19 protein-coding genes, 2 tRNA genes and 3 rRNA genes are annotated in these 25,269 nt (G+C 63.2%); 3 read left to right on the top strand and 21 right to left on the bottom strand.

Annotated features, from left to right (window positions below; all coding sequences use genetic code 11):
- Nucleotides 1-55: 55 nt before the first annotated feature.
- The 5 genes from BG90_RS30720 to uvrB all read right to left on the bottom strand — a co-directional run bounded on the left by BG90_RS30720 (nucleotide 56) and on the right by uvrB (nucleotide 5,604).
- Complete coding sequence (locus tag BG90_RS30720) at nucleotides 56-1,456, bottom strand: 4Fe-4S binding protein (RefSeq protein ID WP_010107909.1); 1,401 nt, start codon at nucleotides 1,454-1,456, stop codon at nucleotides 56-58.
- Nucleotides 1,453-2,295, bottom strand: a complete 843-nt coding sequence (locus BG90_RS30725; protein WP_010117987.1) for an FTR1 family iron permease — start codon at nucleotides 2,293-2,295, stop codon at nucleotides 1,453-1,455. Before BG90_RS30725 ends, BG90_RS30720 begins: the two co-directional genes overlap by 4 nt.
- A 55-nt stretch (nucleotides 2,296-2,350) precedes the next feature.
- Nucleotides 2,351-2,680, bottom strand: a complete 330-nt coding sequence (locus BG90_RS30730) for a cupredoxin domain-containing protein (RefSeq protein WP_010107905.1) — start codon at nucleotides 2,678-2,680, stop codon at nucleotides 2,351-2,353.
- 59 nt (nucleotides 2,681-2,739) lie between these two features.
- Nucleotides 2,740-3,291: an iron transporter gene (locus tag BG90_RS30735; RefSeq protein ID WP_025990134.1), complete on the bottom strand. Its 552-nt coding sequence runs from the start codon at nucleotides 3,289-3,291 to the stop codon at nucleotides 2,740-2,742.
- Between the two features lie 222 nt (nucleotides 3,292-3,513).
- Nucleotides 3,514-5,604 carry an excinuclease ABC subunit UvrB gene (gene uvrB, locus BG90_RS30740; RefSeq protein WP_010117986.1) on the bottom strand — a complete coding sequence of 697 codons (2,091 nt, stop codon included), beginning with the start codon at nucleotides 5,602-5,604 and terminating at the stop codon, nucleotides 3,514-3,516.
- A gap of 290 nt (nucleotides 5,605-5,894) precedes the next feature.
- Between uvrB and BG90_RS30745 the strand changes: the two genes are divergently transcribed.
- Nucleotides 5,895-7,094, top strand: a complete 1,200-nt coding sequence (locus BG90_RS30745; protein WP_010117985.1) for an amino acid aminotransferase — start codon at nucleotides 5,895-5,897, stop codon at nucleotides 7,092-7,094.
- Nucleotides 7,095-7,282: 188 nt separating this feature from the next.
- Here BG90_RS30745 and BG90_RS30750 read toward each other — a convergent pair whose 3' ends face one another.
- Nucleotides 7,283-8,071: a 3-hydroxybutyrate dehydrogenase gene (locus BG90_RS30750; RefSeq protein WP_041281912.1), complete on the bottom strand. Its 789-nt coding sequence runs from the start codon at nucleotides 8,069-8,071 to the stop codon at nucleotides 7,283-7,285.
- A gap of 187 nt (nucleotides 8,072-8,258) precedes the next feature.
- On the opposite strand from BG90_RS30750, the gene BG90_RS30755 reads away from it, so the two are divergent.
- Complete coding sequence (locus tag BG90_RS30755) at nucleotides 8,259-9,230, top strand: potassium channel beta subunit family protein (RefSeq protein ID WP_010117982.1); 972 nt, start codon at nucleotides 8,259-8,261, stop codon at nucleotides 9,228-9,230.
- 137 nt (nucleotides 9,231-9,367) lie between these two features.
- Nucleotides 9,368-10,213: a 23S rRNA (adenine(2030)-N(6))-methyltransferase RlmJ gene (locus BG90_RS30760; RefSeq protein ID WP_010111114.1), complete on the top strand. Its 846-nt coding sequence runs from the start codon at nucleotides 9,368-9,370 to the stop codon at nucleotides 10,211-10,213.
- A 15-nt stretch (nucleotides 10,214-10,228) separates the two neighbouring features.
- On the opposite strand, the gene BG90_RS31320 is transcribed toward BG90_RS30760, so the two are convergent.
- From BG90_RS31320 to phnS, 15 genes are all read right to left on the bottom strand, one after another.
- The gene (locus BG90_RS31320) at nucleotides 10,229-10,537 is read right to left on the bottom strand and encodes a hypothetical protein (protein WP_010111111.1); all 309 of its coding nucleotides are present in this window, start codon (nucleotides 10,535-10,537) and stop codon (nucleotides 10,229-10,231) included.
- A 155-nt stretch (nucleotides 10,538-10,692) separates the two neighbouring features.
- A complete protein-coding gene (locus tag BG90_RS34385) occupies nucleotides 10,693-10,839 on the bottom strand; it encodes a DUF3563 family protein (RefSeq protein ID WP_009893974.1) in 147 nt (48 codons plus the stop codon).
- Between the two features lie 219 nt (nucleotides 10,840-11,058).
- A complete protein-coding gene (gene cueR, locus BG90_RS30765; protein WP_010111105.1) occupies nucleotides 11,059-11,463 on the bottom strand; it encodes a Cu(I)-responsive transcriptional regulator in 405 nt (134 codons plus the stop codon).
- Between the two features lie 476 nt (nucleotides 11,464-11,939).
- Nucleotides 11,940-12,053: ribosomal RNA gene (gene rrf, locus BG90_RS30770) — 5S ribosomal RNA — on the bottom strand.
- Between the two features lie 185 nt (nucleotides 12,054-12,238).
- A 23S ribosomal RNA gene (locus tag BG90_RS30775) occupies nucleotides 12,239-15,119 on the bottom strand.
- Nucleotides 15,120-15,474: 355 nt separating this feature from the next.
- Nucleotides 15,475-15,550: transfer RNA gene (locus BG90_RS30780), tRNA-Ala, on the bottom strand.
- 39 nt (nucleotides 15,551-15,589) lie between these two features.
- Nucleotides 15,590-15,666, bottom strand: a tRNA-Ile gene (locus tag BG90_RS30785).
- Between the two features lie 63 nt (nucleotides 15,667-15,729).
- Nucleotides 15,730-17,262 (bottom strand): 16S ribosomal RNA (locus BG90_RS30790).
- Together the 16S, 23S and 5S rRNA genes with 2 tRNA genes alongside form the textbook arrangement of a ribosomal RNA operon.
- Nucleotides 17,263-17,781: 519 nt before the next feature.
- The gene (locus BG90_RS30795) at nucleotides 17,782-18,327 is read right to left on the bottom strand and encodes a phosphonate degradation HD-domain oxygenase (protein ID WP_010117979.1); all 546 of its coding nucleotides are present in this window, start codon (nucleotides 18,325-18,327) and stop codon (nucleotides 17,782-17,784) included.
- Between the two features lie 4 nt (nucleotides 18,328-18,331).
- Nucleotides 18,332-19,786 carry a phosphonoacetaldehyde dehydrogenase gene (gene phnY / locus BG90_RS30800; protein WP_010117977.1) on the bottom strand — a complete coding sequence of 485 codons (1,455 nt, stop codon included), beginning with the start codon at nucleotides 19,784-19,786 and terminating at the stop codon, nucleotides 18,332-18,334.
- Nucleotides 19,783-21,024 carry a phosphonoacetate hydrolase gene (phnA, locus tag BG90_RS30805; RefSeq protein ID WP_010117976.1) on the bottom strand — a complete coding sequence of 414 codons (1,242 nt, stop codon included), beginning with the start codon at nucleotides 21,022-21,024 and terminating at the stop codon, nucleotides 19,783-19,785. The genes phnY and phnA overlap by 4 nt, the downstream gene beginning before the upstream one ends.
- Before the next feature lie 60 nt (nucleotides 21,025-21,084).
- The gene (gene phnV, locus BG90_RS30810) at nucleotides 21,085-21,939 is read right to left on the bottom strand and encodes a 2-aminoethylphosphonate ABC transport system, membrane component PhnV (protein ID WP_045568522.1); all 855 of its coding nucleotides are present in this window, start codon (nucleotides 21,937-21,939) and stop codon (nucleotides 21,085-21,087) included.
- Complete coding sequence (gene phnU, locus BG90_RS30815; protein ID WP_045568602.1) at nucleotides 21,929-22,876, bottom strand: 2-aminoethylphosphonate ABC transporter permease subunit; 948 nt, start codon at nucleotides 22,874-22,876, stop codon at nucleotides 21,929-21,931. Before phnU ends, phnV begins: the two co-directional genes overlap by 11 nt.
- Nucleotides 22,854-23,951 carry a 2-aminoethylphosphonate ABC transport system ATP-binding subunit PhnT gene (phnT, locus tag BG90_RS30820; protein WP_010122702.1) on the bottom strand — a complete coding sequence of 366 codons (1,098 nt, stop codon included), beginning with the start codon at nucleotides 23,949-23,951 and terminating at the stop codon, nucleotides 22,854-22,856. The genes phnU and phnT overlap by 23 nt, the downstream gene beginning before the upstream one ends.
- A gap of 56 nt (nucleotides 23,952-24,007) precedes the next feature.
- Nucleotides 24,008-25,090 carry a 2-aminoethylphosphonate ABC transporter substrate-binding protein gene (gene phnS / locus BG90_RS30825; RefSeq protein WP_010110969.1) on the bottom strand — a complete coding sequence of 361 codons (1,083 nt, stop codon included), beginning with the start codon at nucleotides 25,088-25,090 and terminating at the stop codon, nucleotides 24,008-24,010.
- Nucleotides 25,091-25,269 lie beyond the last annotated feature (179 nt).

A 25,269-nucleotide genomic window follows, 5' to 3' on the forward strand; every position in this document is an offset into this window, starting at 1 on the left:
ACACTCCTTCGTGATGAGAGCCCCTCGACGGCTGCATCATACCGCTCGAATCACGTCAGAATCCCCAGAACATCAGCCACCACGCACTGTCGATCACCGCGAGCGCGGCGCCGAACCAGAGCATCGCGAACAACCGGCGCGCCCAGCCCGCATAGCGGCCGGTGACTTGCCACGCGAGCCATGCGCTCCACAGATTCGAGCCGACGAGAATCGCGATCCGCACGTCCGACGCCCAGTCGAGCGGCACGTGCTCGGCGCGCAGCAGCGACAGCGTCGTCGCCGACAAGCCGAGGAACACGCCCGCGCCCGCGAGCGGGATCAGCGCCTGCGCGAGATGATGCAGCCGCGCGCGCTCGAAGCGGCCGAGCATCGCGACCGCGCCGGCGAGCAGCACGGCAAGCGCCGTGCCGTACGCGAGCCCCGTGCCCATGATGTACGCGATGACGAGCGAGCCGTCGAGCCACGAAAACACGTCGTTGTGCTCGGGATAGTGCGTGAAGATGAACCACGGCGCGTTCGTGTCGAGCGGCCACATGATGTCGTGATCGATCAGCCAGCCCGCAAGCGATTGCTTGATCTGCACGAACCACGGACTCACCGTCCAGTGGAACGCGCCGATCGCAATGCCGAGCAGGCCGTAGAGGATGAGCGCCGTGTCCCAGCCGCTCGCCTGCTTGTCGCCGAGCGCGACCACTTCTTCGGACGGCGAACGCGTCGTCAGCTCGATCGCGCCGCGGTGGCCGCTGCAGCGGCCGCACATGTGACACGCCGCGGCACCCTTCATGTTGCGAAGCGGCACGAGCGGCGCGCAGTTGATCGGAATCACGCGATGGCCGTCTTCGCCTTTCTTGTACGAACGGCGCCACGCGTCCTCGTCGACCTTGTAGCGCAGCGGCGCGAGACGCGCGAGCAGCGAGAAAACGCCGTTCACGGGGCACAGATAGCGGCACCATACGCGCTTCTCGCGCCCGTACAGGAAACCGATCACGATCGCGGCGAGCGTCGACCCGCCGAGCACGAGCAGCACCGCGCGCGGATACTGATAGACACTGACCATCTGGCCGTAGATCGTCGTGAGGCCGAACGCGACGAACGGCCAGCCGCCCCAGCGCATCCAGCGTGGAATCGCGCGGCCACGGCCGAACTTGCTCGCGAACTCGCTCAACGCGCCCTCGGGACACAGCACGCCGCACCAGACGCGGCCGAGCATCACCATCGACAGCAGCACGAACGGCCACCAGATGCCCCAGAACACGAACTGCGCGGCGAGCGTCAGGTTGCTCCACAGATGCGCGGAATCGTCGGGCAGCGGCGTGAACGCCGGCACGAGGATCAAGAACGCGTAGACGAGGACCACGACCCACTGGACGCCGCGGATCAGCGCGCCGTGGCGCTGCATCCATTGCCCCGCTTCCGCGACCAGGCTGGTGCGGCGGCGGCCGACGACGGCACTCATGCCGGCCGCCCCGCAGTCGCCGTCGGGTGTCTCGCGGCACGCTTGAGCAGCAGATAGACGACCGCCCAGTAGACCGCGTACGCGACGAGGTTCGTGAGCGACGGATGCGCGCGGTAGCCGGTCAGCGTCGCGACGAGCGAGCCGAGCGTGCCCGAATCGTCGAGGATCGCCGACGTATCCCACAGTTGCGCGATGCCGAGCGGCAGGATTTCCTTGTCGATCAGCTTGTCGATGCCCGCCTGGAACAGGCCCGCGCCGAGGAACAGCAGCATGATCTCGGTGACGCGGAAGAAGTGCCGCCACGAGAAGTACTTGCCGCCCAGCTGCAGCACGTAGAACGTCAGGAACGCGAGACCGAGGCCGATCAGCACGGCGAGCATCTGGCCGCCGTCGACGTGCCCCGACTGGCCGAAGCCGAGCCCGTAAAGGAAGATCACCGTCTCGCTGCCTTCGCGCGCGATCGCAAGCGCGACGAGCACCGCGACGCCCCACCAGTTCGCGTCCTGCGTGCTCTTTTGCAGCGAGCGCTCCATGTCGCGCTTCAGCGTGCGCCCGTGCTGCTTCATCCACAGCACCATCTGCACGATCAGCACGCATGCGATCAGCACCATCGCGGTCTGAAAGTAGTCCTGCGCGTCTCCCGACAACACCTCGGTGAAGCCGACGAGCGCGGCGCCGAGCCCGACCGCCATCAGCAGGCCGGCGCCCACGCCCGCCCACAGGTACGGCAAGCCTCGGCGCGCATCGTCGTCGCCATTCTTCAGCCATGCATAGAGGATACCGACGACGAGCAACGCCTCGACGCTCTCCCGCCAGACGATGAACAAGATCTGACCCATTGTTACCTCCCTGCGTCCGCCGCGCGGCTCGTCCGCGCGTCAAACGCGAAAACCGTTACTTCGCGACGATGACGCCCTGCGCCTGCTGGTGGAAATCGTCGAAAAACTTGTATTCGCCCGGCGACAGCGGCGCGATCACGACGAACGATTCGCCGCCCGGCGCGAGCACCTTCTCCTTGCGAAGCTGCACGCTCTCGAACTCGACGGCGCCCTTGCCCGTATTGCGAATCTGGATCTTGATACGCTGGCCGGCCGGCACTTCGATGCGCGCCGGATTGAGCTTGCCGTCCGCCATCTCGAGCTTGAAGGTCGGCAGATCGGCCGCGTGCGCGGCGCCTGCGACGACGATCGCGGCGGCGAATGCGAATACTCTGGGGAATTTCATCGTATTTCTCTAAAGAGACGGCGCGCTCGTCGCGCGCCGTCCGTTTGCCACTTTGACGATCAGTACCCGCCCTTCTTGCCGATGCCGGCGAACGGGAAATCGTATTCGAGCGTGATCGGCTTGAACCATTGGCCGACACCGGTTTCCTTGTCGACGTGACGGCCGAACGCCATGTGGCCCGTCTGCATCGGCGGCTTCACGACGAGCGTCAGGTGATACTTGCCCGGGCCGTTCAGCTTCACGTTGTCGCCGTAGTGCGGACCGTCGCTCGCGACCATGCCCATCAGATCGCCTTCGGCCTTCCACTTCGCGTCGCCCTGCTTCGTCAGCTTGTACGCGACTTGCAGATACGGCATCCAGTCGCCCTCGGCGAAGCCGGTCGGATTGTTCTTGACCGCGTGGATGTCGGCCTCGAGGTGGACGTCCGAATCCGACGCCTTGCGCATCATGCCTTCCGGATCCATCGTGATCGGCTGCAGGTACACCGCGCCGATTTCCATCCCGCCTTGAATCTGGTGCTTGCCGATCGGGTATTCGGCCGCCGTCGCCGACAGCGCAGCGCACGCGGCCGCCAATGCGACACCGCTGCGAACAAAGGAAGAACGCGACATTGACACTCCTGTTTTTATTTCGTGACACATGTCCCGCCCGCGCGGACCGGAAACCCGGAGGGAGAGACAAAAAAGCGATGAAGAACGCTAATGCGAACTATTCTCAATACAGGCGCAAGTTTAGCACCGAACCGCTTCCGAAACAAATGGATGTGCCGCTAAACCCCTGATCCGACAAGGCTTACAGCGAGATTAACGGATGCGGCGGGGCGCCGCGGAACGTCACTCGACCCCGCTCACGTGATCGCCGACATTCGCCCCGAACACACGCTCGCGCAGCAGCGCGAGCTGGTCGCGCGTCTGCGCGGCTTTTTCGAACTCGAGATTCTTCGCGTAATCGGCCATCTGCTTCTCGAGCCGCTTGATTTCCTTCGCGATCTGCTTCTCGGACATGTCCTCGAACTTCGCGCGCTGCTGCGCCTCCTTCAGCTCGGCGCGCGCTTCGTCGGCGTTGTAGACGCCGTCGATGATGTCCTTGATCCGCTTCACGACGCCGCGCGGCGTAATGCCCATCTGCTCGTTGAACGCGATCTGCTTCGCGCGGCGGCGCTCGGTCTCGTCGATCGCGCGGCGCATCGAATCGGTGATCCGGTCCGCGTACAGGATCGCCTTGCCGTTCACGTTGCGCGCCGCGCGGCCGATCGTCTGGATCAGCGAGCGCTCGGCGCGCAGAAAGCCTTCCTTGTCCGCATCGAGGATCGCGACGAGCGACACTTCCGGAATGTCGAGGCCCTCGCGCAGCAGGTTGATCCCGACCAGCACGTCGAACGTGCCGAGCCGCAGGTCGCGGATGATCTCGACCCGCTCGACCGTGTCGATGTCGCTGTGCAGATAGCGAACCTTGACCCCGTGGTCGGCGAGGAATTCGGTCAGCTGCTCGGCCATCCGCTTCGTCAGCACGGTGATCAGCACGCGCTCGTCCGCCTTCACGCGCTCGGTGATCTCGGACAGCACGTCGTCGACCTGCGTGCTCGCCGGCCGCACCTCGATCGCCGGATCGACGAGCCCCGTCGGCCGCACGACCTGCTCGGCGGTCTGGCCGGACACGCGCTGCTCGTAATCGGCGGGCGTCGCCGACACGAACACCACCTGGCGCATCTTGCGCTCGAACTCGGGGAACTTGAGCGGCCGGTTGTCGAGCGCCGACGGCAGCCGGAAACCGTAATCGACGAGATTCTCCTTGCGCGCGCGGTCGCCGTTGTACATTCCGTTCAGCTGGCCGATCAGCACGTGCGATTCGTCGAGCAGCATCAGCGCGTCGGATGGCAGGTAGTCGACGAGCGTCGGCGGCGGTTCGCCCGGCGCCGCCCCGGAGAAGTGCCGCGAATAGTTCTCGATGCCCTTGCAGAAGCCGAGCTCCTGCAGCATTTCGAGGTCGAAGCGGGTGCGCTGCTCGAGCCGCTGCGCCTCGACGAGCTTGCCCTCGCGATGGAAGAACTCGAGACGCTCGCGCAGCTCCTCCTTGATCGTCTCGACGGCGCGCATCACGGTTTCGCGCGGCGTCACGTAGTGCGACGACGGATAGACGGTGAAGCGCGGGATCTTCTGCCGCACGCGGCCCGTCAACGGATCGAACAGATGCAGAGAATCGACTTCGTCGTCGAACAGCTCGACGCGCACCGCCATCTCCGCGTGTTCGGCCGGGAAGATATCGATCGTGTCGCCTCGCACGCGGAACGTGCCGCGCTGGAAGTCCTGCTCGTTGCGCGTGTACTGCATCGCGATCAGCCGCGCGATCACTTCGCGCTGGCCGATCTTGTCGCCCAGGCGCAGCGTCAGGATCATCTGGTGATACTCGGACGGATTGCCGATACCGTAGATCGCCGACACCGTCGCGACGATCACGACGTCGCGACGCTCCATCAGGCTCTTCGTCGCCGACAGCCGCATCTGCTCGATGTGCTCGTTGATCGACGAATCCTTTTCGATGAAGAGATCGCGCTGCGGCACGTACGCTTCCGGCTGGTAGTAGTCGTAGTACGACACGAAGTACTCGACCGCGTTGCGCGGGAAAAATTCGCGGAATTCCGAGTAGAGCTGCGCGGCGAGCGTCTTGTTCGGCGCAAACACGATCGCCGGGCGGCCGAGCCGCGCAATCGCGTTCGCCATCGTGTAGGTCTTGCCCGAGCCCGTCACGCCAAGCAGCGTCTGGAACGAAAGGCCGTCCTCGACGCCTTCGACCAGCGTCGTGATCGCGGTCGGCTGGTCGCCCGCGGGCGGATACGGCTGGTACAGCTGGAACGGCGATCCGTCGAACGTCACGAATTTCGATTCGTCGAGATCGTCGCGGGTGTCGGGATGATGTTCGGACATGTGGATGCGAGGCGGCGAGCCGAAACGGAGCAAAGGAGCATTCTAGCGCTTCGACGTTCGGCCGGCTCCGCCCCGCTCCGCTCGCGATCCGGCGGCCGGATGCGCAAAAAACCGCGGCCGCGCCCGAGACATTGGCCGAACGGAGACGTCGAATTCGCTACAATGACGAGTTGCTGCGCTTCGCTTTTCGCGCCGAGCCGCCGCCCTTTGCCGCGCTTCGCCGCACGGCCCGCCGGCCCGCATCGGCACCCCGAAGCTGACCCTCTTTTCACAACTGCTGCGAATCAATCATGTCGCTCTTCTCCGCTGTCGAACTTGCCCCCCGCGACCCGATCCTGGGCCTGAACGAAGCCTTCAACGCCGATGCGCGCCCGACCAAGGTGAATCTCGGCGTCGGCGTCTACACCAACGAAGACGGCAAGATTCCGCTGCTGCGCGCGGTGCGCGACGCGGAAAAGGCGCGGGTCGAAGCCGGCCTGCCGCGCGGCTACCTGCCGATCGACGGGATCGCCGCCTATGACACCGCCGTGCAGAAGCTGCTGCTCGGCGACGATTCGCCGCTGATCGCGGCCGGCCGCGTCGTGACGGCGCAGGCGCTCGGCGGCACGGGCGCGCTGAAGATCGGCGCGGACTTCCTTCGCACGCTGAACCCGAAGGCAAAGGTCGCCATCAGCGATCCGAGCTGGGAAAACCACCGCGCGCTGTTCGAAACGGCCGGCTTCGAGGTCGTCGCGTACCCGTACTACGACGCGAAGACGAACGGCGTCAACTTCGACGGCATGCTGGCCGCGCTCGACAGCTACGAGCCGGGCACGATCGTCGTGCTGCACGCGTGCTGCCACAACCCGACGGGCGTCGACCTGAACGAAGCGCAATGGGCGCAGGTCGTCGAAGTCGTGAAGGCGCGCAAGCTCGTGCCGTTCCTCGACATCGCTTATCAGGGCTTCGGCGAGAGCATCGAGGCCGACGCGGCCGCGGTGCGCCTCTTCGCGGCGGCGGATCTGAACGTGTTCGTGTCGTCGTCGTTCTCGAAGTCGTTCTCGCTGTACGGCGAGCGTGTCGGCGCGCTGTCGATCATTACCGACAGCAAGGACGAAGCCGCACGCGTGCTGTCGCAATTGAAGCGCGTGATCCGCACGAACTACTCGAACCCGCCGACGCACGGCGGCGCGATCGTCGCGGCGGTGCTCGCCTCGCCCGAACTGCGCGCCTCGTGGGTGCAGGAGCTCGGCGAAATGCGCGATCGCATCCGCGCGATGCGCAATGGCCTCGTCGAGCGCCTGAAGGCGGCCGGCATCGAGCGCGACTTCGGCTTCATCAACGCGCAACGCGGCATGTTCTCGTACTCGGGCCTGACGTCGGCGCAAGTCGACCGCCTGCGTGAAGAGTTCGGCATCTATGCGGTGAGCACCGGCCGGATCTGCGTCGCGGCGCTCAACACGCGCAATATCGACGTCGTGGCAAACGCAATCGCCGTCGTGCTGAAGTAAGCCGGACGCCGGCGCTGCGGCCTTTGAGCTGCCGCAGCGCTACGCTGCTGGAACAAGGACGCGCTCCGGATGGGGCGCGTTTTTTATGTTCGTGAACTGCACGGGCCTCGCCGACTTCGGGCGGCCGAACGGTCAAGGGTCAAGACGAGGCGAGACGATGCTGCGGGGCCGGCGCTCGCCTGGCTCTCTTACTGCATGAACCAGCCGTGGCTGACGATGAACGACTGGCCGGTCAGCGCCGCGCTCGGAAACGCCGATAGAAACAGCACCGTCTTCGCGACGTCCTCGACGGTCGTGAACACGCCGTCGACCGTATTGCCGAGCATCACCTTCTTCACGACTTCCTCTTCGCTGATCCCGAGCTCCTTCGCCTGCTCCGGAATCTGCTTGTCGACGAGCGGCGTGCGCACGAAGCCCGGACACACGACGTGCGAGCGCACGTTGTGCTTCGCGCCTTCCTTCGCCAGCACGCGCGCGAGACCCAGCAGCCCGTGCTTCGCCGTCACGTACGCCGACTTCAGCGGCGACGCCTCGTGCGAATGCACCGAGCCCATGTAGATCACGACGCCGCCGCGATCGTCCTGGTACATGTGCTTGAGCGCGGCCTTCGTCGTCAGGAACGCGCCGTCGACGTGAATCGCCTGCATCTTCTTCCAGTCGGCGAACGAGTAGTTTTCGATCGGATTGACGATCTGGATGCCCGCGTTCGACACCAGGATGTCGACCGAGCCGAACGTTTCCGCCACCTTGTCGATGCCGCGGTTGACCGCGTCCTCGTTCGTCACGTCCATCGCCACGCCGATCGCCTTGCCGCCCGCCTGCTCGATCTGCTCGGCGACCGCGTTCGCGCCGTCCTGATTCAGATCGGCGATCGCGACCGCGGCGCCCGCGCGCGCGAGCTCCAGCGCGATTTCCTTGCCGATGCCGCTTGCTGCGCCCGTCACGATCGCCGCTTTCCCGTTCAAATTCGAAGTCATTCCCCAAGTCTCCATCAGTTAAGTCAATGAAAGCATCGCGTCCGGCATCTGCCCAGTCAACCGGACGGCATAGGCCGAATGGTCGGCTGTCGCGCCGCAGCCGACATCGCTATTGTGCATGAACGAGACCGCGCATCGCGGTCAAACAGGCTAAGCTTGTTGTCGGTCACGCTCGATCGGAGGCGATATGAACTACCGGAGGCTGGGACGTTCTGGATTGCAGGTCAGCGAACTGTCGATCGGGTCATGGGTCACCTACGGCAACCAGGTCGATCGCCGTGCCGCTCGAGAATCGCTGGCCGCCGCGCATGATGCCGGCGTCAATTTCTTCGACAACGCCGAAGTATATGCAGGCGGCAAATCCGAGGAAATCATGGGGCACGCGCTGAAATCGCTTGGCTGGCCGCGCATCAGCTATGTGGTCTCGACGAAGTTCTTCTGGGGGCTTGCGGAAGCGCCGAATCAGTACCACACCCTCAACCGCAAATACCTGCTGCAGGCGATCGACGCCTCGCTGCAGCGTCTGCAGCTCGACTACGTCGATCTCGTGTTCTGCCACCGCCCTGACCCGAACACGCCGATCGAGGAAACCGTATGGGCGATGAGCGACATCATCGCGCGCGGCAAGGCGCTCTACTGGGGCACGTCGGAGTGGAGCGCCGACGAGATCCGCGCCGCATACGAAATCGCCGAACGGCATCATCTGCGCAAGCCGGCGATGGAACAGCCGCAATACAACCTGTTTCATCGCAAGCGCGTCGAGCAGGAATACAAGCGCCTCTATGAAGATTTCGGAATGGGACTCACGACCTGGAGTCCGCTCGCATCGGGGCTGTTGACCGGGAAATACCGGCACGGCATCCCGGCCGGCAGCCGGGCGGAGATCCACGGCTATGACTGGCTACGCGAGCAATTGACGGACCCGGCTAAGAACAACATCGTCGATGAGCTCAGCGACGTCGCGAACGAGCTCGGTTGCACCGTCGGCCAGCTCGCACTCGCCTGGGTGCTGAAGAACCCACGCGTCAGCACGGTGATCACGGGCGCGTCGCGCGTCGAGCAGATCGTCGAGAACATGCGCTCGCTCGACGTTGCGGCGAAGCTCGCGCCGGACGTGAAGCAGCGAATCGAGCAGATCGTCGGCGATGCCTATCAGTAGCCGTGCGGCAGGCCGCACGGCATACTCGCGTACAATACGCGACCGCATCGGCCAGCCATGCCCACGAGTCTGGCAGCATGGCTCGCGCGCATTGTCGCTCGACCGATTTCCACGTACCGCTCCGTATTTCTCTCACCATGCTCAGCTATCGTCACGGCTTTCACGCCGGCAATCATGCGGACGTCCTCAAGCACGCCGTCGTCGTGCAGTTGCTGCGTTATTTGAATAAGAAAGACAAGTCGTATTGGTACATCGATACGCACGCAGGCGCTGGCGTCTACTCGCTGTTCGACGGGTATGCGGCAAAAACCGGCGAATTCGGCACGGGGATCGAGAAAATCTGGGACGCGACGGATCTTCCCGAGGCGCTTTCCGACTATGTCGACGAAGTCAGGGCGCTGAACAGCGACGGCGAGTTGCGCTACTACCCGGGCTCCCCTTATCTCGCATGGCGGCTGATGCGCGAACAGGATCGGATGCGCCTGTTCGAGCTTCACAGCACCGAAATCGACGTGCTGCGCCACAATTTTCGCGATGCGGGACGGCGCGCGATGATCTATGCGGGCGATGGATTCGAAGGCATCAAGGCGTTGCTGCCTCCGCCGCCACGACGCGCGCTCGTGTTGATCGACCCGTCATACGAGGACAAGCGCGATTACGCCAAGACGCTCATCTGCGTCGAAGAAAGCCTGAAGCGATTTGCAACGGGATGCTATGCAATCTGGTATCCGCAGGTGAGCCGCCCCGAATCGCAGAAATTCCCCGATCATCTGAAAGGGCTGCAACCGAACAACTGGCTGCATCTGAGCTTGACCGTGAGCCAGCCTCCATCGGATGGTTATGGACTCTTCGGCAGCGGGATGTTCATCCTGAACCCGCCGTACACGCTGATTGACGCAATGAAAGATACGCTCCCGTACCTCGTTGAAGCGCTTGGCCAGGACAGCGGCGCGAAGTTCACGATCGAGCACCGCGGCAGCTGACGCCGGCGTAGTGGCCTATTGACGCGGCTGGGGCGCCTTCAGCGGCACCGCCGGATTGGGCACTTCGATATACGGGACGACGACCATCGGCGTAGTCGAGTCGGGAGGCAGCCCCGTCATCGGAGCAGGTTGCGCCGGCGCAGCGATCGGGGCACGTGAGAGTGGCGCGTTTTGCAGCACGATGCCGCTCTTGCCGTCGTGAATCCCGCTTTGCGTATCCAGGATCAGCGGCGCGCCGTTTGTCCCAGCGACCGCAGGCACCGTGATACCGCATAGTGCGACGCAACTCGTCGCAAAGCAGAAGAAGCGATTGGCGACTCTCATCCGGCCCCCATTTCAGACGACACTTGGTTATATTCCCACCGCCCGCGATGTCCCGCGGTGGACGTTTCCAGCTTACGAAAAGACAAAGCCCCGTCAATACGGGGCTTTCCTTTGCTTGCGCACTGGGCGCGCAGTGCGGCTTTTACCGCTCCGATTTACAGCGAGTAGCCGTTGGTTTCCAGCGAACGGATGCGCTGCTCGAGCTGGACGATATCGCTCGACGAAGCCAGATAGGCTTCACGGCGGTCCCGTTCTGCTGCTTCAAACCAGTTGCTCAGCTTTTCGATGATGTAGGCAAACATGTTGGCTCTCCAAGGAAGATTGAGATCCCCTGGTGAATCGATGTCAGGGATATCCCTTATAGGGTTAACGCGATTATAGCCCGATTGCACCAACTTGCCAGTGAAATGCTCGAATGTGATGCATGCCAATTTGGAATAGATCAAACAATTCCAACTTAAACATCTGATTTTTTGGGCAACTTGCGCGACGTGCGGCGCAAGAGCTCGTAGTTGCATGCACTATTTTGGGTCGCAACAAGGATCAGCCAATCGCTCCAAAATGGGGCAGTCCGGACGATCATCTCCGCTGCAATGGGCGGCGAGGTTCGCAAGCGTGTTCCGCATTTCGGTAAGCTCGGCGATCCGGCCGTCAAGCTCGGTCACGTGCTCGAGTGCAATCGCCTTGACCTCCGCGCTCGCTCTCGAGCGATCTTGCCAGAGCGCGAGCAGCTTTCTAATGTCGTCGACGAGAAATCCGAGTCGTCGCGCTTGCCGAATGAAACGGAGCAAGTGGATCTCTTCGTCATGGTAGACGCGATATCCCGAATCGGTCCGTTCCGCCGGATCGAGAAGGCCCACGCTTTCGTAGTAGCGGATCATCTTCGCACTGACACCCGACGCCTTGGCAGCTTCACCGATGTTCACCGTTTGCTCCAGATAGGACTGAAGGGTGAAATGTTAGCGCGTTCTTCGGAATATCCTCTTGACTTGCGACCGGTGGCGACGGCTTGAGTTGAAACTTAATCGATGCCCGCGATGCCGTTCACAGGAACTGTACTTGAGCGAGCTACTGGTTCGAGGCGGGATAAATGTGATCTGGCCGGAAGTGACCTGGCAAATTTGAAGAGGGCTGGATCGGCGCGCGCCTCACGGCGGATTTCAAATCTGTCGATCCACGTCAGCGCGGTGCGATTGCACGTCACGTCAGTGGTGCGCGCTACCGTGTCGGGCCAAGCCGTACGTTGGTGCCTGACTGGAGCAGGAGCTTGGGTAAGAAGAGGGGCGCTGTCCGGCGGCGTGGCGGGGGGGAGTCGTGGGCGGCAGGCCGAGGCCATCCGCGTGATGCGAGCGCAAGAAAGACAAAACCCCCGCCTGACAGGGCGGGGGTTTTGAGAGGGGGAGCCTGACGATTACCTACTTTCACACGGGCAATCCGCACTATCATCGGCGTAGAGTCGTTTCACGGTCCTGTTCGGGATGGGAAGGGGTGGGACCGACTCGCTATGGTCATCAGGCAAAGAGGGTTGTCGCGCTGCTTCGCAACGCGACCAATCTGGGAAGAAGCAGTAATCCTGGGGTTGTGAGGTTGTATCTCACACGTACGCGGTACTTCAACCGCAGTACGTCGAGTGTGAAGCACTCGACGTTCGACATTCGTAAAGCGCTGAAGCGCTAACGACTGTCGAAACAGACTTGTTATAGGATCAAGCCTTACGGGCAATTAGTATCGGTTAGCTGAACGCATTACTGCGCTTACACACCCGACCTATCAACGTCCTGGTCTCGAACGACCCTTCAAGGGGATCAAGTCCCCGGGGAAGTCTCATCTTAAGGCGAGTTTCCCGCTTAGATGCTTTCAGCGGTTATCTCTTCCGAACATAGCTACCCGGCGATGCGACTGGCGTCACAACCGGTACACCAGAGGTTCGTCCACTCCGGTCCTCTCGTACTAGGAGCAGCCCCCTTCAAACTTCCAACGCCCACGGCAGATAGGGACCAAACTGTCTCACGACGTTTTAAACCCAGCTCACGTACCTCTTTAAATGGCGAACAGCCATACCCTTGGGACCGGCTACAGCCCCAGGATGAGATGAGCCGACATCGAGGTGCCAAACACCGCCGTCGATATGAACTCTTGGGCGGTATCAGCCTGTTATCCCCAGAGTACCTTTTATCCGTTGAGCGATGGCCCTTCCATACAGAACCACCGGATCACTATGACCTGCTTTCGCACCTGCTCGACTTGTCGGTCTCGCAGTTAAGCACGCTTATGCCATTGCACTATCAGCACGATTTCCGACCGTACCTAGCGTACCTTCGTACTCCTCCGTTACGCTTTGGGAGGAGACCGCCCCAGTCAAACTGCCTACCATGCACTGTCCCCGACCCGGATCACGGGCCAAGGTTAGAACCTCAAACAAACCAGGGTGGTATTTCAAGGACGGCTCCACCGAAACTAGCGTTCCGGTTTCATAGCCTCCCACCTATCCTACACAGATCGGTTCAAAGTCCAATGCAAAGCTACAGTAAAGGTTCATGGGGTCTTTCCGTCTAGCCGCGGGTAGATTGCATCATCACAAACACTTCAACTTCGCTGAGTCTCGGGAGGAGACAGTGTGGCCATCGTTACGCCATTCGTGCAGGTCGGAACTTACCCGACAAGGAATTTCGCTACCTTAGGACCGTTATAGTTACGGCCGCCGTTTACCGGGACTTCAATCAAGAGCTTGCACCCCATCATTTAATCTTCCGGCACCGGGCAGGCGTCACACCCTATACGTCCACTTTCGTGTTTGCAGAGTGCTGTGTTTTTATTAAACAGTCGCAGCCACCAGTTTATTGCAACCCCTTCACCCTTCCCCCGCAGGGGGGTCAAGCTACCAGGGCGTACCTTATCCCGAAGTTACGGTACCAATTTGCCGAGTTCCTTCTCCCGAGTTCTCTCAAGCGCCTTAGAATACTCATCTCGCCCACCTGTGTCGGTTTGCGGTACGGTCATTGTTAAACTGAAGCTTAGAGGCTTTTCTTGGAACCACTTCCAATTGCTTCGCGACCTAAGTCGCTCGCGCCACACCCTTGAATTCCGCACCCGGATTTGCCTAAGTGCCTTCTCCAATGCAGCGACCGGGACTTCCAACACCCGGACAACCTTCCGCGATCCGTCCCCCCATCGCATTTAACAATGGTGCAGGAATATTGACCTGCTTCCCATCAGCTACGCATTTCTGCCTCGCCTTAGGGGCCGACTCACCCTACGCCGATGAACGTTGCGTAGGAAACCTTGGGCTTACGGCGAGGGGGCCTTTCACCCCCTTTATCGCTACTCATGTCAGCATTCGCACTTCCGATACCTCCAGCACGCTTTTCAACGCACCTTCGCAGGCTTACGGAACGCTCTCCTACCATGCGAGCAAAGCTCGCATCCGCAGCTTCGGTATATAGCTTAGCCCCGTTACATCTTCCGCGCAGGACGACTCGATCAGTGAGCTATTACGCTTTCTTTAAAGGGTGGCTGCTTCTAAGCCAACCTCCTGACTGTTTTAGCCTTCCCACTTCGTTTCCCACTTAGCTATATTTGGGGACCTTAGCTGGCGGTCTGGGTTGTTTCCCTCTTGACACCGGACGTTAGCACCCGATGTCTGTCTCCCGTGATTGCACTCTTCGGTATTCGGAGTTTGCTATGGCGGGGTAATCTGCAATAGACCCCCCAACCATGACAGTGCTCTACCCCCGAAGGTGAGACACGAGGCACTACCTAAATAGTTTTCGGAGAGAACCAGCTATTTCCAAGTTTGTTTAGCCTTTCACCCCTATCCACAGCTCATCCCCTAACTTTTCAACGTTAGTGGGTTCGGACCTCCAGTACGTGTTACCGCACCTTCATCCTGGCCATGGATAGATCACTTGGTTTCGGGTCTACGCCCAGCAACTGAACGCCCTATTCGGACTCGCTTTCGCTACGCCTGCCCTATTCGGTTAAGCTTGCTACTGAACGTAAGTCGCTGACCCATTATACAAAAGGTACGCCGTCACCCCTTGCGAGGCTCCGACTGTTTGTATGCATGCGGTTTCAGGATCTATTTCACTCCCCTCCCGGGGTTCTTTTCGCCTTTCCCTCACGGTACTGGTTCACTATCGGTCGATCACGAGTATTTAGCCTTGGAGGATGGTCCCCCCATCTTCAGACAGGATTTCACGTGTCCCGCCCTACTTGTCGTACACCTAGTTCTTTCATACTGTTTTCGCCTACAGGGCTATCACCTGCTATGGCCGCACTTTCCAGAGCGTTCGGCTAACAATACAAATAAAGAGTACAGGCTCTTCCCATTTCGCTCGCCACTACTTTGGGAATCTCGGTTGATTTCTTTTCCTGCGGTTACTTAGATGTTTCAGTTCACCGCGTTCGCCTCACATAGCCTATGTATTCAGCTATGGATACTCCATTCGGAGTGGGTTTCCCCATTCGGACATCTACGGATCAAAGCTCGTTTGCCAGCTCCCCGTAGCTTTTCGCAGGCTACCGCGTCCTTCATCGCCTGTGATCGCCAAGGCATCCACCACATGCACTTGTTCGCTTGACCCTATAACGAGTCTGTCTCTTCGACAGTCGCTACAGGTTGAGTTCTCGCGTGTCGCTCAGCGTTAGTGCTTTAGCACTTACGCGGAGCCCACACTACGTGTGTGCCGTATTCCAAAATCGAGCCGAACAATGAAGTTCGAATCATCTTGAGATACTTCGATACAATCACAACCCGGATAACTTCCACGTCCATCTCAAGACGCTTCCGCTATCCAAATTACTTGCTTCTTCCAGATTGTTAAAGAACGACAGCCGATATGGTGTTACTCATATCACTCTGACTGGCTCAATCGCCAATGGCAAATGCTCGTCTCACACGTCACTTTCGTGTGATCCAAACGCTTCCCATTGAAGATTGGTGGAGGCAGACGGGATCGAACCGACGACCCCCTGCTTGCAAAGCAGGTGCTCTCCCAGCTGAGCTATGCCCCCATACCGAGACTTCACCCAGGTTCCCTGCGCCAGACAACTTGGTGGGTCTGGTTGGATTCGAACCAACGACCCCCGCCTTATCAAGACGGTGCTCTAACCGACTGAGCTACAGACCCCTGAGCCTGTCCTAAATTTACAGCCGATAAGCGTGAGCGCTCAACGCAGCGGTTAAGCTCGAGAAAGGAGGTGATCCAGCCGCACCTTCCGATACGGCTACCTTGTTACGACTTCACCCCAGTCATGAATCCTACCGTGGTGACCGTCCTCCTTGCGGTTAGACTAGCCACTTCTGGTAAAACCCACTCCCATGGTGTGACGGGCGGTGTGTACAAGACCCGGGAACGTATTCACCGCGGCATGCTGATCCGCGATTACTAGCGATTCCAGCTTCATGCACTCGAGTTGCAGAGTGCAATCCGGACTACGATCGGTTTTCTGGGATTGGCTCCCCCTCGCGGGTTGGCGACCCTCTGTTCCGACCATTGTATGACGTGTGAAGCCCTACCCATAAGGGCCATGAGGACTTGACGTCATCCCCACCTTCCTCCGGTTTGTCACCGGCAGTCTCCTTAGAGTGCTCTTGCGTAGCAACTAAGGACAAGGGTTGCGCTCGTTGCGGGACTTAACCCAACATCTCACGACACGAGCTGACGACAGCCATGCAGCACCTGTGTATCGGTTCTCTTTCGAGCACTCCCACCTCTCAGCAGGATTCCGACCATGTCAAGGGTAGGTAAGGTTTTTCGCGTTGCATCGAATTAATCCACATCATCCACCGCTTGTGCGGGTCCCCGTCAATTCCTTTGAGTTTTAATCTTGCGACCGTACTCCCCAGGCGGTCAACTTCACGCGTTAGCTACGTTACTAAGGAAATGAATCCCCAACAACTAGTTGACATCGTTTAGGGCGTGGACTACCAGGGTATCTAATCCTGTTTGCTCCCCACGCTTTCGTGCATGAGCGTCAGTATTGGCCCAGGGGGCTGCCTTCGCCATCGGTATTCCTCCACATCTCTACGCATTTCACTGCTACACGTGGAATTCTACCCCCCTCTGCCATACTCTAGCTTGCCAGTCACCAATGCAGTTCCCAGGTTGAGCCCGGGGATTTCACATCGGTCTTAACAAACCGCCTGCGCACGCTTTACGCCCAGTAATTCCGATTAACGCTCGCACCCTACGTATTACCGCGGCTGCTGGCACGTAGTTAGCCGGTGCTTATTCTTCCGGTACCGTCATCCCCACCCAGTATTAGTCGGTAGGATTTCTTTCCGGACAAAAGTGCTTTACAACCCGAAGGCCTTCTTCACACACGCGGCATTGCTGGATCAGGCTTGCGCCCATTGTCCAAAATTCCCCACTGCTGCCTCCCGTAGGAGTCTGGGCCGTGTCTCAGTCCCAGTGTGGCTGGTCGTCCTCTCAGACCAGCTACTGATCGTCGCCTTGGTAGGCCTTTACCCCACCAACTAGCTAATCAGCCATCGGCCAACCCTATAGCGCGAGGCCCGAAGGTCCCCCGCTTTCATCCTCAGATCGTATGCGGTATTAATCCGGCTTTCGCCGGGCTATCCCCCACTACAGGACATGTTCCGATGTATTACTCACCCGTTCGCCACTCGCCACCAGGTGCAAGCACCCGTGCTGCCGTTCGACTTGCATGTGTAAGGCATGCCGCCAGCGTTCAATCTGAGCCAGGATCAAACTCTTCAGTTCAAACCTGTTACTGTTTTCGGTTGTTTCCAACCGGTCGCTCACTCAAAGCTGACAGGTCGTGAATTGCTTCACAAACCTGACTTACTTTCGTGTGAGACTCTTGATACTTTCGCTTTCGATCCGTAGATCGTCCGCCCCATCAAGCGCCCACACTTATCGGCTGTTCATTGTTAAAGAGCACATCTGCGAGAAGCACTTCCTACTTCGGACCGCCTTCTCAGCAGCGCTGCGTTGTCTGCAGCAGAGAAATGAGATTATGATCACTTATTCGCAGCGCGTCAACAACTTTTTTACCGCCTCGCCGCGCACCGCCTGGATCTTCTTCCCGCTTCCCCTCTCGCGTCCCGTCACCGTTACCGCGAAAGAGGCGTGATTCTAGGCACCATTCCGCTTTCGCGCAAGCCCCTTTACGAAAGAAATTTCATCCCCCGTTCCCCGCCCGCGAAGCGCGCTCGGAACGGGGCGCTCGCGCGTGTCCGCGCGAGCGCCCTTTTTATATATGGGAACGGAAAGCCACCGTTATTTGACGATGCGTTCGACCGCGCGCATGTAGTGATCCAGATCCGGCGTCGGCTTGCCGGCCACCTTTGCGTGATCGTCCCAGCGGCGCAGGCGGATCGCGTCTGCCGCGTACGGGCGCTGCAGGAACGTTTCTGCTTCGGCGCCGGAGAACACGCCACCCTGCAGACGCAAGCTGCGCACCGAGTCCGCGGACAGGCGCTCGTAATACGACGCGTCGATCGCGCAGAGGCAGCGCTTCGCGTCGACGTGCAGGCGGATCGGCTCCAGCACCGCGTCCGGAAGCAGCGGCCGCAGGAACGGCAGCACGTAATATTGATGCAGGTCGTCGATGCCATGCGCAGTCGGCGTTTCTCCCTGGCGGTTCAGCAGGTGACCCAAGTCGTGCAGCAGCGCCGCCGCAATCAGCGCGTCGCCCGCGCCCGCCTCCTCAGCGAGCTGCGCGCTCTGCAGCGCGTGCTCGCGCTGCGTCACCGGTTCGCCGCTGTATGCGACGTCGCCATGGCGATCGAACAGCGCGCGAATGTCGTCGAGCGTCAGCGCCATGTCGTCATGCCCACGGCAAAGAGAACGTCTTCAGGTTCGTGAAGCTCTTCATCGCCTCCTGAACCCCTTCCTTATAGCCCAAGCCCGAATCCTTGATCCCGCCGAACGGCGTCAGCTCGAGCCGGTAGCCCGGCACTTCCCACACGTTCACCGTGCCGACGTTCAGCTCGTTCACGAAGCGCACGATCGCGTCCGCGCGGTCCGTGCACACGCCCGACGACAAACCGAACGCGGTGCCGTTGCCGATCCGGATCGCGTCGTCGATCGTGTCGAACGCGATGATCGGCGATACCGGCCCGAACGTCTCTTCGCGCACGAGCGTCATCGACGCGTCCACGCGGTCAAGCACCGTCGGCGCATAGAGCGCGCCGCGCCGCTCGTTGCCCGTCAGCAGGCGCGCGCCCTGCGACACCGCCTCGTCGACGCGCGCTTCGAACAGCACGGCCGCCGCGTCGTCGATCACCGTGCCCATCCGGTTCGCCGGGTCGAACGGATCGCCGTGCGACCACGCGCGCGTCTTCTCGACCAGCAGCTCCGTGAAGCGCGGCGCGACGCCCTTCTGTACGAGGATTCGCTTCACCGCCGTGCAGCGCTGCCCGGAGTTCCCGTACGAGCCTTGCGCCGCGAGCGTCGCCGCGCGCTCGGGGTCCGCGTCGTCGAGCACGATCAGCGGATCGTTGCCGCCCAGCTCGAGCACGATGCGCCGGTAGCCCGCCTTCGCCGCGATGTACTTGCCGATCGCGACACCGCCCGTGAACGTGATCAGCGTCGCGCACGGGTGCGTCAGCAGCTCGTCGGCGATCTCGCGCGGATCGCCCGTCAGCACCTGCAGCATCGGTTCGGGCAAGCCCGCTTCGTACAGCACGTCGGCGAGATACAGCGCCGACAGCGGCACTTTTTCCGACGGCTTCACGATCACGCGGTTGTTCGTCGCGATCGCGGGCGCGATCTTGTGCGCGACCTGGTTCATCGGATGATTGAACGGCGTGATCGCGACGATCACGCCGTCGAGCGGCTGCCGCTGCGAGAACACGCGGCGCGACGTGCCGTGCAGCGTCAGATCGCACGAGAAGCTCTGCGCGTCGTCGCGCAGCGCCTCGATCGACGCGAACTTGAACACGTCCGCCACGCGGCCGATCTCGTAGCGCGAGTCCTGCTTCGACAGGCCCGATTCGAGCGAGATCAGCGTCGACGCTTCTTCCGCGCACGCGCGCAAGCGCGCCGCCGCCCGCTCCAGGATCTGCGAGCGCTCGTAGCGCGACAGCGTCGGCCGGTAGGCGGCCGCGTAGTCGAACGCGCGCCGCACATCGTCGACCGACGCGAGCGGCACCGTGCCGACGCGCCCCCCCGAATACGGATCGAACACGTCGAGCGAGCGGGCGCGCGCCGCCCGCTCGCCGCACCAGCGCAGCGTCTCGCGGCGAAACGCGGGGTGATCGCGATGCAGCGTCGTCGTCATTGCGCGCCCCGGTTCAGCGCGAGATCGAACAAATCGAAGTTGCGCAGCCGGCGGCCCGGCTCGACGCCCTCGATCCGGCGATTGAACAGCAGCGGCACGCGCTGCTCGGACAAGCCGCCGTGCGAGCGCAGCGGCACCGTCAAACCGGACAGGTCGTGCTCGCTCGTGCGCGTGCCGAGCGCGACGTCGCGCCGGCTCACGACGACGACGTCGCCGATCCGGTCGGCCGGCAGTTCGAAGCGCTCGGCGGCCGTCGCGTTGTCGAGCACGAGCTCGATGCCGTCGAGCTCGCGCAGGCGGCCGATGACCGCGGCCGCATCGACGCCATCCGCGAGATAGATCGTCGCGAACGAGCCGAGCGCGCCGTGATGGACGACGTACGGATCGGTGATCGGCAGGATCACGCGCGCGCGGCGCGGCCCGAGCCACGCGTCGAGCGCGTCCTGCAGATAGACGACGTTCGGCTCGCCCGTGCGCGGATCGTGCTTCGCGTTCATCCCGTGATCCGCGGTCAGGCCGATCACCCAGCCGAGCGCGTCGAGCGCCGCGAGGTAGCGGTCCATCATCGCGTAGAACGCGTTCGCGCCGTCGCTGCCCGGCGCGCACTTGTGCTGCACGTAGTCGGTCGTCGACAGGTACATCAGGTCCGCGCGCCGGTTCCGCGCGAGCCGCACGCCCGCCGCGAGCACGAACTCCGACAGCGCGGCGCTGTATACGTCCGGCGACGGCAGGCCGACGAAGTCGAGCACGTCGGCGATGCCGTTCTCGCCGAGATTCGCCTGGTTCGCCTTCTCCGCCGAGAAGCACACGCCGCGCATCCGCCAGCCGAGCAGCCGGCGCAGCTTGTCCTTCGCCGTGACGACCGCGACCCGCGCGCCCGCGTCCGCCGCGGCGGCAAGCAGCGTGCCCGCGCGCAGGTACGCGGGATCGTTCATCATCACCGCGGCGCCCGCGCCGTCCCGCGCGTCAGGATCCCAGAAAAAGTTGCCGCAGATGCCGTGCACCGACGGCGGCGCGCCGCACACGATCGACAGGTTGTTCGGGTTCGTGAACGACGGGATCACGCAGTCGGCGTCGAACGCCGAGCCTTCGCGCAGCATTCGCGCGATGAACGGCGCGACGCCCGCGTTCGCGGCTTCTTCGAGGTATGCATGCTCGCAGCCGTCGACGCAGACGGCGACGGTCGGCTCGGCCGGCATCCGGTACACGCGGCCGTTGACTTCGATAGATCGATTCATGATGTTCGCCCTCGGGGCCTTTCGTTCATGTTACGCGCGCGCCGCGCGCCGGCCCGCCGCTCATCGCTCCGGCCGCGGCGCGCGCGCCGCGATCACGACGAGCGCGACGAGCGACGCGCCGAGCAGCAGCAGCGACAGCGCCGACGCGGGCAGGTAGTAGCCGCGCTCGACGTCGCCGATCACGACGATCGGCACGGTCGCGAAGCCGGGCGGATAGACGGTCAGCGTCGCGCCGAGCTCGCCGAGCGATAGCGCGAAGCCGAGCGCGAGGCTCGCGCGGATCGCCGGCACGAGCTGCGGCAGCAGCACGCGGCGCAGCACCATCGCGGGCGGCGCGCCGAGGCTCGCCGCCGCCTCGCGCAGCACGGTCAGCTCCGGGCGCAGCCCGGCGGCCGCGCACCGGTAGCAGAACGGCAGCACGAGCGCGAGCTGCACGAGCACGACGATCGCGGGCGAGCTCGACAGATCGACGGGCTTCGCGTGATACGCGATCAGTACCGCGAGCCCGAGCACGACGCTCGGCACGCCGTTCGGCAGCATCACGAGCGCATCGACGAGCGCGCCGACGCCGCGCCGGCTGCGTCCTTCGAGTGCGAGCGCCAGCGCGATCCCGAGCGCCGTGCCGAGCGCGGCGACGCCGAGCCCGATCTCGAGGCTCGCGGCGAGCGCGTCGAATTCAGGCCGCCCGAGGCGCTCGAACCAGCGCAGGCCGTAGCCGGCGGGCAGGATCGTGCCCGACCAGTGCTCGGCGACGCTCGACAGCGCGACGACGACGACGGGCAGCACGAACAGCCAGCAGCAGACGGCGGCCGTCAGCACGACGAGCGCGCGCGACGCGTAGCGCGCCGCCGTATCGGTCCAGCGCAGCTCGCGGCGCGGCACCGCGACGCCGCGCGTCGACAGGTCAGCGGACATCGCGTCCTCCTTCGCTCGCGCGCCGGCTCATCCGCCGGTACAGCGCATAGAGCGTCAGCGACATCGCGAGCATCACGACCGCGCCCGCGGCCGCGGCCGGCAGGTCGATATCGACGGTCGCGCTGCCGTAGATCGCGACAGGCAACGTGACGAGTTTCGCGCTGCCGAGCACGAGCAGGATGCCGAATTCGTTCAGCGTCAGCAGAAAGCACAGGATCACGCCCGCGGCGATGCCCGGCCACGCGAGCGGCAGCACGACGCGCCGCGCGAGCATCCAGCCGTTCGCGCCGAGGCTCGACGCCGCTTCGACGAGCCTCGAATCGAGCGTCGCGAACGACGCGAGCGTCGGCCGCACGACGAACGGCGTGTAGAAAACCGTCTGCGCGAGAATCACGCCGCCCGTGCCGAACAGGAAGTCGAGCGGCGGCGCATCGAGGCCGAGCAGGCGCTGCAGGCCGATGCTGACCGAGCCTTGCGAGCCGTACAGGAAGATCAGCGTGAACGCGACGAGAAACGACGGGAACGCGACGTACAGCTCCAGGAAGCGCGTGACGAGCGACGCGCCGGGGAACGGCCGGAAGAACAGCAGCGCCGCGAGCAGCACGCCGACCGCCGACGCGGCGCCCGCGCTCGCGAACAGTACCCACAGCGTCGTGCCAAGCACGTCGCGGACATCGTGATTCGCGAAAAAGGTCCGGTATGCGGCGAGCGTCGGGCCGTGGTCGCCGATCACGCTCAGCAGCACGAGCCGCGCGAGCGGATACAGCACGAGCGGGCCGAGCACGACGGCCGCGAGTGCGACGATGCGCGCGTTCGCACGCCGCTCGCGCCGGCGCGCGGCCGCATCGTGCGCGGCGGCCGATGCGCGGATGCGGGCGTCGGCCGCCGGATCGGCGGCGAGCGCCGCGCGCGGCTCAAGGTGAAATAAGGACGACATCATCCGCCTCGCAATCGAGCGACACGCGCGCGCCGCGCTCGGGCGCCGGACCGCGGCCGCGCTGCATCGTGACGAGCACCGGCTCGTCGCACGCCGCATCGAGCATCACGGTCAGCGACAACGCCGCGCCGTGCCATTCGACCGACGCGATCGTGCCGTGCAGCCGCCCGACGCCGAGCGGCCGCACCGTCAGCCGCTCCGGCCGCACGCACGCAACCTTGTCGCGCACGCCGTGACGCGGATCGCCGAACGGAAACACGACGTTCGGCGGCAGCAGGTTCGCCGCGCCGAGATAACGCGCGACGAAGCCGTCGGCCGGCGCGTCGTAGAGCTGCTGCGGCGTGCCGAGCTGCGCGATCCGGCCGTCGCGCATCAGGAGCGCGCGATCGGCGAGCACGAGCGCGTCGTCGCGGTCGTGCGTCACGCAGACGACGGTCAGGTTCGGCAGGCGCTCGTGCAGCGCCTTCAGCTCGCTGCGCACCGACGCGCGCAGGTTCGCGTCGAGCGCGGACAGCGGTTCGTCGAGCAGCAGCACGTCCGGCTCGATCACGAGCGCGCGCGCGAGCGCGACGCGCTGCTGCATGCCGCCCGACAGCTGCGCGGGCAGATGATGGCCGGCGTCGCCGAGCTGCACGAGCTTCAGCGCATCGGCGACGCGCCGCGTGATCTCCGCGGACGACATGCGCCGCGCGCGCAGTCCGAACGCGACGTTCTCGAACACCGTCAGGTGCGGGAACAGCGCGTAGTTCTGGAACAGCAATCCGAGATTGCGTTTGTGCGGCGGCGCGTGCGTCAGGTCGCGGCCGGCGACGGCGAGCGTGCCCGTCAGGCCGTCCGCCTTCACGAAGCCGGCGATGAAGCGCAGCAACGTCGTCTTGCCGCAGCCGCTCTTGCCGAGCACGGCGAGCAGTTCGCCCGCGCCGATCTCGAGCGACAGGTCGTCGAGCACCGCGCGCGCGCCGTAGCGCACGCTCAAATGCTCGATGCGCACGCCGCCCGGCGCGCCCGCGCGCGGCGTCGCGTGCGGGCGCGCCGCATCGAGCGCGCCGGGACGGGTGAGACTTGCGGTATCCACCAGGTTTCGTCCTTCGACGCGTCATCGCGTCGGCTGGTTGCGGCGACGGCGTTCGCTCACTTCGGCTTGACGACGTCGGTCTGCTTGCCCGAATCGCCGATCACTTCCTTCTTCCAGCGCTCGGTCCACACGGGCTTCTTCGCCATCACCGCGTTCCAGTCGACCGGAATCAGCTTCACGCCGGCGATCGCGCGCTTCACCGCCTCGCCGTTCTTGCCGGCGAGCGGCACGTCGGTGCGGCCCGGGATGCCGAACATGTCGGGCACCTTCGCCTGCACGTCGGTCGACATCAGATAGTCGATCAGCTTCTTGCCCGCGTCCTGGTTCGGGCCGCCCTTGATGAGGCCGATCGCGTACGGCAGCTGGAACGTCGTCGGCGGCTCGCCTGCCTTCGCGGAAACGAAGATCGGCTTGATCGACAGGCCGCCGTGCTCGGCGTCGTCGAGATCCATCTGCAGGTCGCCGTTCGCGACCGCGATCTCGTTGCGCGACAGCAGCACGTTCAGGTAGCCCGTGCCCTTCGTGTGGAACTTCACGCCGCGCTCGAGCTTCGCGAGATAGTCGAACGCCTTGTCTTCGCCCATCAGCGCGCTCGTCAAGATGATGACGGCCATCCCGTCGCCCGCCGTCGCCGGGTTCGAATACGCGACCTTGCCGCTGTAGTCGGGATGCAGCAGATCGGCGAACGTCTTCGGCTGGCTCTTCACGACCGACGGGTTGATCGCGAACGAGAAGTAGTTGTTGACGAAGGTCGCCCACGAGCCGTCTTCCGCCTTCGCGATCGCCGGCACGTTCTTGTAGTTGACGCTGCGGTACGACTGCAGCAGGCCGAGCTGGCCCGCCTGCTGGATGAACGGCGGCAGCGTGACGATCACGTCGGCCTTCGGCGAGCCCTTCTCGACATTCGCGCGGTTCACCACTTCGCCGCTGCCCGCCGTCACGATGTTGACCTTCACGCCTTCCTGCTTCTCGAACGCGGGCAGCACGTCGCGGTACAGGTTTTCGAGGCCGTCCGCCGTGTACAGCACGACCGCGGCCGCCTGCGCGTGCGTCGCAACGCCTTGCAACAGCGCAGCCGCGCACGCGGCGAGCGCGAAGCGGCGCCAGGCGCCGCCGCGCGGGAAATTCGAATACGTCATGTCGCTTCTCCGTAGGGGGAACCACGAACGGCCGTACGGCGCCGACGCCGTACGCACCGGCCGCGCCGCCGTCCCGCCGCGGCCGGACGCTCCGGTTTCTCGCGGCAACCGAAGCATCACAGCGTTCGATGACAGCTCCGTGACGAATATCTCAATTTCCAAAAAACGACACATTTCGC

The organism is Burkholderia oklahomensis C6786, from assembly GCF_000959365.1.
GTDB classification, from domain to species: Bacteria; Pseudomonadota; Gammaproteobacteria; order Burkholderiales; family Burkholderiaceae; genus Burkholderia; species Burkholderia oklahomensis.

What these genes read in the sequence shown, in the direction of transcription:
- BG90_RS30720 (WP_010107909.1), bottom strand. Translation starts at nt 1,456, where the DNA reads ATGAGTGCCGTCGTCGGCCGCCGCCGCACCAGCCTGGTCGCGGAAGCG.
- BG90_RS30725 (WP_010117987.1), bottom strand. Translation starts at nt 2,295, where the DNA reads ATGGGTCAGATCTTGTTCATCGTCTGGCGGGAGAGCGTCGAGGCGTTG.
- BG90_RS30730 (WP_010107905.1), bottom strand. Translation starts at nt 2,680, where the DNA reads ATGAAATTCCCCAGAGTATTCGCATTCGCCGCCGCGATCGTCGTCGCA.
- BG90_RS30735 (WP_025990134.1), bottom strand. Translation starts at nt 3,291, where the DNA reads ATGTCGCGTTCTTCCTTTGTTCGCAGCGGTGTCGCATTGGCGGCCGCG.
- uvrB (WP_010117986.1), bottom strand. Translation starts at nt 5,604, where the DNA reads ATGTCCGAACATCATCCCGACACCCGCGACGATCTCGACGAATCGAAA.
- BG90_RS30745 (WP_010117985.1), top strand. Translation starts at nt 5,895, where the DNA reads ATGTCGCTCTTCTCCGCTGTCGAACTTGCCCCCCGCGACCCGATCCTG.
- BG90_RS30750 (WP_041281912.1), bottom strand. Translation starts at nt 8,071, where the DNA reads ATGACTTCGAATTTGAACGGGAAAGCGGCGATCGTGACGGGCGCAGCA.
- BG90_RS30755 (WP_010117982.1), top strand. Translation starts at nt 8,259, where the DNA reads ATGAACTACCGGAGGCTGGGACGTTCTGGATTGCAGGTCAGCGAACTG.
- BG90_RS30760 (WP_010111114.1), top strand. Translation starts at nt 9,368, where the DNA reads ATGCTCAGCTATCGTCACGGCTTTCACGCCGGCAATCATGCGGACGTC.
- BG90_RS31320 (WP_010111111.1), bottom strand. Translation starts at nt 10,537, where the DNA reads ATGAGAGTCGCCAATCGCTTCTTCTGCTTTGCGACGAGTTGCGTCGCA.
- BG90_RS34385 (WP_009893974.1), bottom strand. Translation starts at nt 10,839, where the DNA reads ATGTTTGCCTACATCATCGAAAAGCTGAGCAACTGGTTTGAAGCAGCA.
- BG90_RS30795 (WP_010117979.1), bottom strand. Translation starts at nt 18,327, where the DNA reads ATGGCGCTGACGCTCGACGACATTCGCGCGCTGTTCGATCGCCATGGC.
- phnY (WP_010117977.1), bottom strand. Translation starts at nt 19,786, where the DNA reads ATGACGACGACGCTGCATCGCGATCACCCCGCGTTTCGCCGCGAGACG.
- phnA (WP_010117976.1), bottom strand. Translation starts at nt 21,024, where the DNA reads ATGAATCGATCTATCGAAGTCAACGGCCGCGTGTACCGGATGCCGGCC.
- phnV (WP_045568522.1), bottom strand. Translation starts at nt 21,939, where the DNA reads ATGTCCGCTGACCTGTCGACGCGCGGCGTCGCGGTGCCGCGCCGCGAG.
- phnU (WP_045568602.1), bottom strand. Translation starts at nt 22,876, where the DNA reads ATGTCGTCCTTATTTCACCTTGAGCCGCGCGCGGCGCTCGCCGCCGAT.
- phnS (WP_010110969.1), bottom strand. Translation starts at nt 25,090, where the DNA reads ATGACGTATTCGAATTTCCCGCGCGGCGGCGCCTGGCGCCGCTTCGCG.